Source organism: Peribacillus asahii (assembly GCF_004006295.1).
GTDB lineage: Bacteria > Bacillota > Bacilli > Bacillales > DSM-1321 > Peribacillus > Peribacillus asahii_A.
The window spans coordinates 1355894-1369040 of sequence record NZ_CP026095.1; the positions used below are offsets into that span (position 1 = coordinate 1355894).

Consider the following 13147-nt stretch of genomic DNA (forward strand, 5'->3'; position numbering starts at 1 on the left):
AAAACTTTGATGAACGAAAGGAAAAAATTATGCCAACTTTACATGATCAGGTTCAATCAAGAAGAACCTTTGCTATTATTTCTCACCCGGATGCCGGGAAAACGACATTAACAGAAAAATTACTATTATTCGGTGGTGCGATTCGTGACGCTGGTACTGTTAAAGCACGAAAAACAGGAAAGTATGCGACAAGTGACTGGATGGAGATTGAAAAGCAGCGTGGAATTTCCGTTACATCGTCGGTTATGCAATTTGATTACAATGATTTTCGGGTGAACATCTTGGACACACCTGGTCACCAAGATTTCAGTGAAGATACGTACCGTACATTGATGGCTGTAGATAGTGCAGTCATGGTTGTCGATTCAGCAAAAGGGATTGAGGACCAAACGATGAAGCTATTTAAAGTTTGCCGAATGCGCGGAATTCCGATCTTTACCTTCATTAACAAAATGGACCGTCAAGGAAAGGAACCTCTGGAATTACTTGCAGAGCTAGAGGAAGTACTAGGCATTGAAACCTATCCAATGAATTGGCCGATTGGGATGGGGAAAGATTTTGTAGGTATCTACGATCGATTTAACAATCGGATTGAGCAATTTAAAAGTGAAGATGAAAATAATCGTTTCCTTTCTTTGAATAAAGAAGGCGAGTTAGAAATCGAACATGAATTACAGGAATCTCCTCTTTATGAACAAACATTAGAGGAAATTATGTTGTTAAGTGAAGCGGGAAATCAATTCTCAGAGGAGAAAATCGCCAATGGTACGTTGAGTCCTGTGTTCTTCGGAAGTGCGTTAACAACATTTGGTGTACAAACGTTTTTGGATGCGTATTTACAGTTCGCTCCAGCGCCGCAAGCGAGAACGTCAACGAGTGGGGAAGTGGATCCAGAAAGCCAAGATTTCTCGGGTTTTATCTTTAAAATTCAAGCGAATATGAATCCAAAGCACCGAGATCGAATTGCCTTTTTACGTATTTGCTCTGGGAAATTTGAGCGTGGCATGAGTGTAAACTTAAGTCGTACGGGTAAACCAATTAATCTGTCTTCTTCTACACAATTTTTAGCTGATGACCGAAATACGGTAAATGAAGCGGTTAGCGGAGATATTATCGGGCTGTATGATACAGGGAACTATCAAATTGGGGATACGATTACAACGAGCAAAGATATGTATCAGTTTGAACGTTTGCCTCAATTTACACCAGAGCTATTTGTTCGGGTTACGGCTAAAAATGTCATGAAGCAAAAGCATTTTCATAAAGGCATTCATCAGCTTGTTCAAGAAGGGGCTATTCAGTTGTTTAAGACCGTACGAATGGAAGAATATTTATTAGGTGCAGTCGGACAGCTTCAATTTGAAGTATTTGAGCATCGGATGAGAAATGAATATAACGTCGAAGTTTTGATGGAGCGAATCGGCAGTAAAGTGACTCGTTGGGTAGAGGCGGATAAAGTAGATGAAAATCTACATAGCTCACGAAGCATTCTTGTGAAGGATCGGTATGAGAAGTATGTGTTCCTGTTCGAAAATGAATTTGCCCTACGTTGGTTCAATGATAAAAATCCAGATATAGAACTGTATAATCCAATGGATATAAAGTGAAACTTCCATCAGTGTGGGTTTCTTCCTCCCCGTTAAGAGTGGGATAAAATAAGTGTTTAATCTAAAGCTCATGCATAGTAGTTTGCATGAGCTATTTTTTGTTGGCGTTGATTACAAATGCTATTGATTTTTCATTTATTTAGGTCTAAAATCATAGCTAGGGCCATATTATGGTTAATTATTTGTGAGAAAATAGTCATAAAGTCATGGTTTTGTGGTTTTTATACGCTTCTGCATGTACAATTAATAACAGATAGAGCAGTTATATACGGGGCCTTTATAATGGACAAGATGTGTTGTAGTTCATGTGACTTAATGTTTGTTTTTAGAGAGAGTGGATATCTATTTCTTCATGGGATGGATGACCTGGAAAGTATGTATCCAGAAGTTATTAAGGCAAATGGCGAATTGTATCTCCCTTATCGTTCTAAAGAAGAAGTGATGGAACAAGTACAAATAATCCTTTCAAAATTAGATAGATACGATCACATAGAAGGAAATTTAGTTCAAGCAATATGTCGGCCGTCTATTATGTACTCGCTTCATCAATTATTACAGAATATAAAAGAACATGACATGATTCAAATTATTCGTCAGACGGAATTTATCAGCTTCTTTCAGCCTATTGTTTCGTTGCACAGTAATGAAATCATTGCCTTTGAAGCTTTACTACGAGATCCTTTAGCTAGAGTTTCACCTGGTCGGTTGTTTGAAGCTGCCCAAGCTACAGGTTTGCATTATCTATTAGATATGAAAGCAAGGCAAACAGCCATCCAATCTCGAATGGGTGTTATACCTCATGGAATTAAAAGTTTTATCAATTTCTTACCTTCAACCATTTATGATCCAGCGTTCAGTGTAAAAAGTATTATCCAACATATTGAGCGCCATCATGTACGACCAGAGGATATCGTATTTGAGGTTGTTGAAACAGAGGAAATCGTAGATATAGATCATTTAAAAACAATTTTTAGTGTATATAAGCAGGAAGGGATTAAAGTAGCGCTGGATGATTTCGGAAGCGGTCATTCGACATTAGAAGTGCTGGTGCAGCTTGTTCCTGATTATGTGAAGATTGATCGAGCACATATTATGAATTGCGATCAAGACGTAACGAAACAAAAGGAATTGATTGAACTAGTTAATATTTCCAAAGAGCTTGGGGTTACATCGCTTGCTGAAGGGGTTGAGCGAAAAGAAGAGCTTGAATTTTGTCGTGCTATTGGTATTGAACTTGCTCAAGGCTATTATCTTGGAAAACCAGCAAAAAAACCGAAATTATTAGCGAGTGTATAATATAGTTATTTAGAGAACAATTCTTTTCTCGGTTGAAGCTACAGGTTGTGCTAGTAATCTGTCATAAAAAGTAACAGCCAGTAAGTGTTTACTGGCTGTTATGTATCTCCTCTATAATCTTTGGAGTGCTATTCTCTTTTTCTTCGAGTAGATTCATACGCATAATGATATTTTGAAAGATTCCCATTGAAATCATCATGAGCAGTAATGAAGTTCCTCCATAACTAATAAAGGGCAAAGTGATTCCTGTAATGGGAATTAAGCCTGTTACACCACCCACATTAATAAATACTTGAATACCAATCATCGAAGAAATTCCAATTAATAATAGACTTCCAAAAGGGTCCTTACATTTAGCGGACAATATAAATCCACGCAGCACGATAAATCCGAGAGTAAGCAATACAAATCCTACTCCAAAAACCCCTAATTCTTCAGAAATAATTGCCAAAATAAAATCGGTATGTGCTTCTGGAAGATATCCATATTTCTGCACACTATCGCCTAGCCCTACCCCTGTTAATCCTCCCGATCCAATGGCCAGAAGTGAGTTAACAAGCTGATATCCATCATCACCTGCTGTACCAAAAGGGTCCATAAACCCTGTGAAACGAGCCACCTTATTATCGGAAAATACACTCGATAAATTTCCTGTAAGAAGTACACCTAGAGCGAAAATCCCTGCAAGGCTTACGAAGATAATCAAAAGTTTACTTAAACTTTTTAACGTCATGCCAGAAGAGACAATGATCGTACAGGAGATGAGAAAGATAATGGCTGCTGATCCGTAATCGGGCTGAGTAGCAATTAAATAACAAATCCCGATGAGAAACAAAATCGGTGGGATGACTGCTTTATCAATATTGTTAATACGATCCTGTCTTTTTCCGTACATAGCGGCAAGATAAATAATCATCGCCAGCTTCGCGAATTCCGCTGGTTGAAACGAGCTAGATCCTATTTTAATCCAACTTTGAGCCCCGCTTGAAGCATGACCGAATAAATCGACGACGATTAATGAGCCTGCAATACCAAACATGATAAACATGAGAAACTTTTTATTTTGATAAGCTTTATAAGGAAAAATCATCGCCGCAATCATAGCTACAAAAGAGATGATTAGTGCTATCTTTTGTTTCTCATAAAAGTAATCCATTGGGTAGTTGTAACGTCCTACAGCTGTAATCATGCTAGAACTGTACACCATAACGAGTCCGAATAAGCAGAGTAGCACAATAGCGATAAAAATTGGATAGTCGTAGGCTTTAATTATTCTTTTCACCTGTGCGTTCACCTCTATTTTACATATGGGCGACCAAATCGCCCTTCTCTATAGTAACGGAAAACTGCCTGTAATGGAAAAAAAAATTCGTCTAAAATCATATTTTCGCCAAGAAGGGGCAAACTTCCTTTGGAAAATGAAATTTAAGCCTTTTTTCTTTGAAATAGCGTGATGGTGAAATGTTGTATACAATAAGCTCAGTAGCGGATATAGCTGATTTTTTAAATAATATGAACAACGTTATATAATGGAGCTAAAATGAATGATGACAGATGAGGATGAGGGATACATGGTGCAGCAACAAATGAAGTGGAATGTATATGCTCCAGCAACTGGTGAGAAGATTGCTGAGCTGGAGGAAACGTCGCTTGACTCCATTCCTAAGCTATATGAACAATCACATAAGGCCTTTGATATGTGGTCAGCACTTTCTATTTCGAAGAGAATCGAGTACATTCGGCAGCTAAGGCTTTTAATTGTGGACAAGATGGATAAGCTTGCTGACATCATCTCGAAAGATACAGGAAAGGTCAAAACAGAAGCGCTTGTGGCAGATTTAATGCCAACGCTTGATGCCATGCTGTATGTTGAAAAGCATGCTGAAAAGTTATTGAAACGACAAAAAATGAAAACACCTTTATTATTAATCGGGAAAACATCATATGTGGAGTATATGCCAAGGGGGACTGTACTTGTGATATCTCCATGGAACTATCCTTTTCAACTAGCGGTAACGCCTATAATTTCAGCCCTTGTTGGGGGGAATACAGTTATTGCGAAGCCTTCCGAAGTAACTCCTCTAGTTGGTAAAATGATAGAAGAATTATTTGTAGAAGCTGGTTTTCCAGAAGGAGTTGTTCAATTTGCTCATGGTGGAAAAGAGTTAGGAGCAGTACTTACTGAACAAAAGCCAGATTATATTTTCTTTACAGGTTCCGTGCGAACAGGAAAGATTATCGCAGAAGTGGCGGCAAAACAATTGATTCCGACAACACTTGAGCTAGGCGGGAAAGACCCGATGATTGTTTTTCAAGATGTTAACATAGAGAGGGCGGTAAATGCAGCTTTATGGGGAGCATTTACAAACAGCGGTCAAGTATGTATGAGCGTTGAACGACTTTATATAGAGCGTCCAATTTATGAACAATTTCTGACGCTATTGAAGAAGAAAGTAGCTTCCTTAAAACAGGGAGATTCGCTGCATGATGATGTTGGTTCGATGACATTCCCTGCTCAATTGGATATTGTAGCCGATCATATTCGGGATGCTCTTGATAAAGGAGCAACGCTTGAAATAGGGACCACACCTGACGAATGGGAGCAAGGTACGTGTTTTATCCAACCTTCACTTTTATCAAATGTGAATCATACAATGAAAGTGATTAATGAAGAATCTTTTGGTCCCCTGCTGCCTGTTATTCCTTTTGATACAGAAGCAGAGGCGGTTCAACTTGCAAATGATAGTGCATACGGTTTAAATTCAAGCGTTTGGACCTCTGATGAACATAGAGCAAAGCGGGTTGCAGCGCAATTAGTGACAGGGGCTGTTAATATTAATGATGTGCTTGTTTCAGTCGCTAATCCTCATTTACCGTTTGGCGGTGCGAAACAGAGTGGGATTGGCAGCTATCATGGTGAAGGTGGCCTTCGTATTTTTTGTCATGAAAAAGCAATTGTACATGATTCAGGGAAAAAGTCCGCTGAAATTCAATGGTACCCGTATGAAGGGAAATATACCCATTTTCTTTCGCTTTTTCAACAGTATTTCGCTAGGAAAATCAGTTGGGTTTCTTTTATAAAGAGCTATCGACAATTACTTAAATTATCGAATTTTAAGGATAAATAAGGAAAATTGCCCTATTTTTTCACAATCGTTTAAAAAATACTTGTGTTATAGAAAGGTATATCATATACTACTAATATATTAAATATGATTTTTCCTTAATCAAAGGGGAGTAGCGTTAGGGTTCGCCCTAAAACAAAGTCGTCATTACATGAATGGAGACATTCATCGGCTTTGTTGACATGACTTCATGTTCAGCAAGACCTTTGCCTATTACGGCAGAGGTCTTTTTGTTTTGCCGAATGCCGATAGGGGGAAAGACATACTAACTATTGGAGGGAAAAGTAAATGGATGCATCACTATTATTGGAATACGGCTGGGTTCTTCTCGTATTAATTGCCCTTGAAGGACTTCTTGCCGCAGACAATGCAGTTGTTATGGCCGTCATGGTTAAACACCTACCAAAAGATCAACAACGAAAAGCGTTATTCTATGGGTTATTTGGAGCGTTTGTATTCCGCTTTGCCAGCTTGTTTCTTATCACATATTTGGTTAATATATGGCAAATTCAAGCGATTGGTGCCTTATACTTACTATTTATTGCTTGTCATAATATTTATAAAAAGTATTATGGGAATGAGTTGGATGTTGCGCCGAAAGCGAAAGCCACTTCTGGCTTCTGGATGACTGTTTTAAAAGTAGAGCTCGCAGATATTGCCTTTGCGATTGACTCTATGCTTGCAGCTGTAGCATTAGCCGTAACCCTTCCTGAAACAGGATGGTTCAAAGTGGGCGGTATTGATGGCGGACAGTTTTCGGTGATGTTCTTAGGTGGAATCATTGGCTTAGTTATTATGCGATTTGCAGCTAATGCGTTCGTGAAAGTATTACATCAACGACCATCCCTTGAAACAGCAGCCTTTTTGATTGTAGGTTGGGTTGGCGTAAAGCTGGCCGTTCATACACTTGCTCATCCGTCATTAGGGGTCATTAATGAACACTTCCCAGAATCCATTGTATGGAAGTCAATTTTCTGGACTGTGTTACTTGGAATTGCAGTTGGAGCTTTTCTATTATCGGGAAAAAAAGACAAACAGGACAAAAAAGACAAACAAGACAAACAAGACAAACAAGACAAACAAATACAAGAAGTCTAAATAACAATTCAGGTGTCTGATATGGCGCCTGGATTTTTTTATGAATCGATTATCCCCATAAAAAAATCTTCTATCTCGTATTATTATAGGGAGTTCGGATAAAGAGGAAACACCCAATATGAAAAATGGGCATTCTTTCTTATGTTTCATAACGGAAATATGAATTTGTTTTGAAAATAGGACTTTTGAAACTGTGATTCACATCTGCTCCGCTTAAGATTAATATATTGACCTTATGTTTAATGGTCAAAAGGAGTGAGATGTACGCATGATAGGTTTTTTATTTACAGCATTGAAGAAAAAACGTTCATTAGAAGATTGCGTCATCAAAATTCAACAAGGTGACACGAAGCTTCGAAATGATACGATCCATTCTTATAAGCCTTTTATTGCTAAAACAGTTTCAAGCGTTTGTAATCGATATATTCATGAATCAGATGATGAATACAGTATTGGTCTGATTGCTTTCAATGAAGCAATTGATAAATATTCATGTAAAAAAGGAAAGTCTTTGCTTGCGTTTGCTGAGGTTATTATTAAGCGCCGAGTTATTGATTATTTAAGAAGTCAGTCAAGAAATAAGGAAGTGATTTTGGAGTCTGCTTGGAATGAAGAGGGGGGCGATGATTCATTTCTCGATGATCAAAATTCTATTCAGGCATTTGAACAGGAGCAAGAAACGTTAAAAAGAAGAGAGGAAATTCTTCTTTATAATCGTCGTTTACAGGAATTTGGCTTATCTTTTCAAGAATTAGTTCATCATTCACCAAAGCATATAGATGCTCGTTTAGGAGCAATTTCTATTGCGAAGACATTAATGGATGATGGGGAGCTAAGAGACCTTTTGTTCATGAAGAAACGGCTTCCGATTAAACAATTAGAGGAAAAAGTACGAGTGAGTAGAAAAACGATTGAACGACATCGTAAATATATTATTGCGATGTGTATCATTTTAAATGAAGAGTTTGTGTACTTATCGCATTACATAGAAGGGGTGACTCAGCAGTGAAAAAGGGTATAGTTCTATCAGTGACTAAACGACATATTACGTTGTTGACCCCAGAAGGTGAGTTTGTCAGAAGAAACCGGGATAACGGAGTGTATGAAATTGGTGATGAAGTAACGATTATCCCAGTAGAACGAACGTTTCCCATTTCTTCTAAGAAATAGCTGTTATTGGCACGTTTGCCTCTGCTTGTCTTCTATTTTTCTCAATTATTGCTGTTCAACCCTCCACTCATGTATCTGCTTACATGACGATTGATGTAAATCCTAGTGTTGAAATAGGTGTAGATGATGATTTAGATGTGATTGAACTAAAGGGATTGAATGATGAAGGAAAGCGTGTCGTGAAGGAATTGGGTGTATGGGAAAATAAAGAGCTTTCGACAGTGACTGAAAACATTGTTGCCAAGACAAAGGAACTAGGATATTTGAAGGGTTCTACACGGAAGATTGTCGTCTCCACAACCATGGTCGAAAAGAATAAGAAAGTCAATCAGCAGTTAAATAAAGAGCTGCAGCATATGTCCCAGCAATGGCCGGTAAATCGTACAAAAGTACAAGTTATTCAAGCGACAAAAGAAGAGCGTAATGAAGCTAAAAGACAGGGGCTCTCAACAGGGAAATATGTTGAACAAAAACGGGAGAGTCAGCGAAAGAAGATTCAAACGAATCAAGACAATCAATCACAAGAGAAAAGTCAAATAACGAATACTCCTGTTCAGAAGACTGAAGAGAAGAAGACAGCTCAGCCTTTACAAACGAATCAGGAAACAAAAAAAGCAACAAATGAGAAATCTTCTAGTCAGTCGGTGTTGAAGGATAATCAAAAGTCAGTAGAAACGAAGAAGTCTAACAAAGAAAAGCCATCTTCATCAAAAAAAGAACATGTAGTTAAAGAAAGAGAACAGCAACAAGAACAACGAAAGAAAGAGAAAGAACAGCAAAAAGCGCAACAAGAGAAAGAGAAAAAATGGAAAAAAACGCAACAAGAGAAAGAGAAAAAGTGGCAAAAAGTACAACGAGAGAGAGAGAAAGAATGGCAAAAAGCGCAACGAGAGAAAGAGAAGGAACAACGCAAAGAACAACTGTATAAACCAGTAAAGAAAGAAGAGAAACCTCATCCAGGTAATGCAGGTAATCATAAAAAAGAAAATAACGATAGAGAGAAGCAGCGTCAGGATGATTAATGAAAGAGCCCGGTCAAACACCGGGCTTTAGCCATGTTATTCTATTGTATTAAAATTTACCGCTAAGCTGAGACTGAGCTTGTTGCACTAATCGTTTTGTAATTTCTCCGCCTACAGATCCATTTGCACGTGCTGACGTATCAGATCCTAATTGAACGCCAAACTCAGAAGCGATTTCATATTTAATTTGTTCTAAAGCTTGTTCAATTCCAGGAACAAGTAATTTATTACTGCTATTATTATTAGCCATGTTATAATCTCCTTTAGTTTATATGTTATACAGTGGCATTTGCCGCTGTAGTCATAGTATAAGTAGATTAATTTTTTTTAGTTGCGTTGCGGTTGCTTTTCTATTGGCAAGAGCACCTTATAGTTGAAGGAATGGAATAAGTCGAGAAGGATTGGAAAATGGTTGAAAAACGGGTACACTAGGTTAAGAAATTATTTTAATTCAATAAGTTAATGGCGCGAAAGACTCATTGCTTGACAAGAATTGATAATTTCAATCCGCGCTCAGCATCCTATAAAGAGGATGCTAACTGAGTGGGGCTGTATTTTACATACGTTTGAAGAGAATTTCAACAGAACGAGAGGAACGGGAACGTGTAGATGACTATGTTTAAAAAAATATTGGCTAGGCTTTCTCCTGCTCAGCTTATTATTGGGTATTACTTTATTGCAGTTAGTATTTCTACAGGCTTGCTTAGCCTTCCAATTGCGATTCAGCCAGAAGTGGAATATAGCTTTAGTGATGCCTTATTTACGGCAGTGAGTGCCGTTAGTGTAACCGGATTATCGGTTGTTAACGTATCGGAAGTGCTTACGGTTCCGGGTTATTTTATTTTGATGTTTGTTCTCCAATTTGGTGGAATTGGGATTATGACGTTAGGAACCTTCTTCTGGCTTATCGTAGGCAAGAAAATCGGTTTAAAAGAACGTCAATTAATTATGGCCGATCAAAATCAGATGCAATTATCAGGTGCTGTTAAATTATTGAAACAAATTATTGAAATCTTTTTGGTGATTGAATTTATAGGCGCACTTATTCTTGGAATATGGTTTCTTAAATATGAGCCAGACTTAGGAAGCGCGATGCTAAATGGCTTGTTTATGTCTATTAGTGCAACGACAAATGCCGGTTTTGATATTACGGGCATTTCTATGGTTCCGTATCAACATGATTATTTTGTTCAAATAGTCGTCATGATTTTATTGATTCTAGGAGCGATTGGTTTTCCTGTTTTAATGGAATTAAGAGAATTTTTTACGTCAAGAAAACGCACATTTAAGTTTCGATTTTCTTTGTTTACAAAGTTAACTTCCATTACGTTTTTTGGACTAGTAGTCGCAGGTACTTTGTTTATTTTATTAATGGAATGGAATGGTTTCTTGCAAGATAAAAGTTGGCATGAGTCTTTATTTTATTCCTTATTTATGTCTACTACAACGAGAAGTGCAGGTCTTACTACGATGGATATCACAGCTTTTTCAGAGCCTACCTTATTGCTCCTCAGTTTACTGATGTTTATTGGGGCTTCTCCTAGTTCTGTTGGAGGCGGGATTCGGACGACGACTGTTGCTATTCTTCTTTTATTTGTGTGGAACTTTGCGCGAGGTCGACGTTCGATTAAAGTGTTTGAGAGAGAAATTCATCCTGATGATATTTTTAAAGCGATGGCTGTACTCATTGTTGGTTTACTTCTCAGCATCAGCAGCATTTTTATTTTAATGATTACGGAAGATTTTACGTTAACTGCGATTATTTTTGAAGTATGCTCTGCTTTTGGAACAGTCGGTTTGTCTTTAGGAATTACGCCTGAATTAAGTGAATTTGGGAAAGGCCTTCTGATGATTTTGATGTTTATTGGTAGAGTAGGGATTACGTCTTTATTATTCAGTGTGGGGCGTAAAGAAGTAACGGAAAATTATCATTATCCAAAAGAACGAGTGATTACAGGATAAGTAAGGAAACCCCTTTTCATCAGCCTGGATGAAAAGGGGTTTTGTTTATCATTTAGTTGTATATGAATAGATGGTGGAGCCTTTTCCGCTAGGATCAAAATAAGCAACCATAACAGAGGATTGGCGCACCATTTTACCTGTCCTTAAATACGTATTTAAATCAAATGGAAGTTCTTCAATCATTGTATGCTTACGCAAATCTTTTTCATTTAATTGCAGGGAAGCAAAGTGTTTACCCAACTTTGTTGAATCTGCTAGGATTTCTTCGTATATCCAGTTACGTTCTTGCTTTTGAGAAGGTTCCCACCAAGTTTTTCGCGGTTTATACTTCTGGCTGTTTAAATAGTCATATTTCATTAATCCGGTAACAAAATCTGTTTCAATCTCGTCTTTCGTCGCTAAAAATTGCTGTAAGCGACGGAATAAGTCTTCCAACTGATGTCCGATTCGAGACCATCCTTTTTCATCCCAATACGTCCCGAACTGTTGGAAGAAATCGAATGGAGAGGGGAATGCGTTCTGAATTAAATACTCAATCGTATAGTCCATCCGGTGATCATTCCAATATTTTTCTAATACATCTTCCACTTGTTTAATGCGTACAATATCATCAAACGATAGCACATTATTACCAAGAATTTCGTAAGGGGCATGGTCGCTGTATATATAATCGTGTTCGTTAGCGCGAATGCGCAGCCCTGTTCCACGCAGCATTTTTAAAAAGCCTAGTTGTAGTTCTTCTGGTCTTAGTGCAAATACGTCATCAAAGGTTTTTTGGAAAGAGTAATAATCCTCTTCAGGTAAACCAGCAATTAAATCGAGATGCTGATCAATCTTTTGTCCTTCCTTCACCATTGTCACGGTTCTTGTCAGCTTTTCGAAATTTTGTCTTCGTTGGACAAGATCATTTGTTTGATCATTGGTGGATTGTACACCAATTTCAAAGCGGAAAAGACCTGCTGGTGCATGGTCATTTAAAAACTGAATCACTTCCGGTCTCATAATATCAGCCGTGATTTCAAACTGAAAAACCGTTCCTGGTCGATGCTCGTCTATTAAGAATTGGAACATTTCCATTGCATAGCTTCGGCTAATATTAAAGGTTCTGTCGACAAACTTAATCGTTTTGGCACCGTGCTCCATTAAGTAGCGAATATCTGCTTTGATTTTTTCGCGATCAAAATAGCGGACGCCTACTTCAATAGAAGATAAACAGAATTGACAGTTAAACGGACAGCCGCGGCTCGTTTCAATATAGACGACACGTTTAGAAAGCGCCTCTCGATCTTCTTCAAAACGATACGGTGATGGTAACGTCTTTAAATCGATTTTTCCAATCTGTGGCTGTATGATTTTCTTTCCATCTTGACGGTAGGCAATTCCACCAATTCTTTTGAAGTTTCTTTCACCGCTTAGCTCTGTTAATAATTCCTTAAAGGTTACTTCTCCTTCACCAATAACGATGAAGTCTGCATCGGGAATGAGATCGAGCCATTCGCTAACATCGTACGTTACTTCAGGTCCACCGAGAACGATACATAAATTGGGATTGATTTTCTTCAACATCGCTACGACTTTCATCGTTTCTTCAATATTCCAAATATAGCAGCTGAAGCCAATGATATCTGGCTTCTTCGCATATAAGTCACCAACAATGTTCATGATAGGATCTTTAATCGTATATTCAGCTAATTGAACAGAAAAGTCGGGTGCTGCATAAGCTTTTAAATAGCGAATGGATAGAGATGTATGGATATATTTTGCATTTAATGTCGTAATAATTGTATTCATAATTACAATGCGTGTACACGCAATGCCTCCTTCGTAAACAATCACTTGTATAAATTAAGTCACTAATCATTTATTT

The 13147-nt window shown here is 37.9% G+C and carries 11 protein-coding genes and 1 riboswitch; of the genes, 8 read left to right on the forward strand and 3 right to left on the reverse strand.

The window, feature by feature from the left end:
* Positions 1 to 29 precede the first annotated feature (29 nt).
* Both BAOM_RS06675 and BAOM_RS06680 read left to right on the forward strand, forming a co-directional pair.
* Positions 30 to 1607 (forward strand): peptide chain release factor 3, encoded by a 1578-nt coding sequence (locus BAOM_RS06675; RefSeq protein ID WP_127759607.1) that lies wholly within the window; start codon positions 30 to 32, stop codon positions 1605 to 1607.
* A 282-nt stretch (positions 1608 to 1889) separates the two neighbouring features.
* Positions 1890 to 2903 (forward strand): EAL domain-containing protein, encoded by a 1014-nt coding sequence (locus BAOM_RS06680; RefSeq protein WP_164853154.1) that lies wholly within the window; start codon positions 1890 to 1892, stop codon positions 2901 to 2903.
* Positions 2904 to 2991: 88 nt separating this feature from the next.
* On the opposite strand, the gene BAOM_RS06685 is transcribed toward BAOM_RS06680, so the two are convergent.
* Positions 2992 to 4185 carry an FtsW/RodA/SpoVE family cell cycle protein gene (locus BAOM_RS06685; protein ID WP_252283244.1) on the reverse strand — a complete coding sequence of 398 codons (1194 nt, stop codon included), beginning with the start codon at positions 4183 to 4185 and terminating at the stop codon, positions 2992 to 2994.
* A 262-nt stretch (positions 4186 to 4447) separates the two neighbouring features.
* On the opposite strand from BAOM_RS06685, the gene BAOM_RS06690 reads away from it, so the two are divergent.
* From BAOM_RS06690 to BAOM_RS06710, 5 genes are all read left to right on the forward strand, one after another.
* Positions 4448 to 6031, forward strand: a complete 1584-nt coding sequence (locus BAOM_RS06690; RefSeq protein ID WP_252283245.1) for an aldehyde dehydrogenase family protein — start codon at positions 4448 to 4450, stop codon at positions 6029 to 6031.
* 92 nt (positions 6032 to 6123) lie between these two features.
* A riboswitch (yybP-ykoY riboswitch) is annotated at positions 6124 to 6224 on the forward strand.
* A gap of 92 nt (positions 6225 to 6316) precedes the next feature.
* On the forward strand, positions 6317 to 7126 hold the full coding sequence (locus BAOM_RS06695; protein ID WP_127759609.1) for a TerC family protein: 810 nt from the start codon (positions 6317 to 6319) through the stop codon (positions 7124 to 7126).
* Positions 7127 to 7394: 268 nt separating this feature from the next.
* Complete coding sequence (gene sigI, locus BAOM_RS06700) at positions 7395 to 8135, forward strand: RNA polymerase sigma factor SigI (RefSeq protein ID WP_127759610.1); 741 nt, start codon at positions 7395 to 7397, stop codon at positions 8133 to 8135.
* Positions 8132 to 8296 carry an anti-sigma factor domain-containing protein gene (locus BAOM_RS06705; RefSeq protein WP_164853155.1) on the forward strand — a complete coding sequence of 55 codons (165 nt, stop codon included), beginning with the start codon at positions 8132 to 8134 and terminating at the stop codon, positions 8294 to 8296. Before sigI ends, BAOM_RS06705 begins: the two co-directional genes overlap by 4 nt.
* A gap of 83 nt (positions 8297 to 8379) precedes the next feature.
* On the forward strand, positions 8380 to 9318 hold the full coding sequence (locus tag BAOM_RS06710; RefSeq protein WP_127759612.1) for an anti-sigma-I factor RsgI family protein: 939 nt from the start codon (positions 8380 to 8382) through the stop codon (positions 9316 to 9318).
* 49 nt (positions 9319 to 9367) lie between these two features.
* Here BAOM_RS06710 and BAOM_RS06715 read toward each other — a convergent pair whose 3' ends face one another.
* Positions 9368 to 9568: an alpha/beta-type small acid-soluble spore protein gene (locus BAOM_RS06715; protein WP_119116104.1), complete on the reverse strand. Its 201-nt coding sequence runs from the start codon at positions 9566 to 9568 to the stop codon at positions 9368 to 9370.
* Between the two features lie 365 nt (positions 9569 to 9933).
* Between BAOM_RS06715 and BAOM_RS06720 the strand changes: the two genes are divergently transcribed.
* Positions 9934 to 11280, forward strand: coding sequence for a TrkH family potassium uptake protein (locus BAOM_RS06720; RefSeq protein ID WP_127762476.1), 1347 nt, complete (start codon positions 9934 to 9936; stop codon positions 11278 to 11280).
* A 48-nt stretch (positions 11281 to 11328) separates the two neighbouring features.
* Here BAOM_RS06720 and BAOM_RS06725 read toward each other — a convergent pair whose 3' ends face one another.
* Entirely contained in the window at positions 11329 to 13071 is a 1743-nt protein-coding gene (locus BAOM_RS06725) for a B12-binding domain-containing radical SAM protein (protein WP_127759613.1), read from the reverse strand.
* Positions 13072 to 13147: the final 76 nt, after the last annotated feature.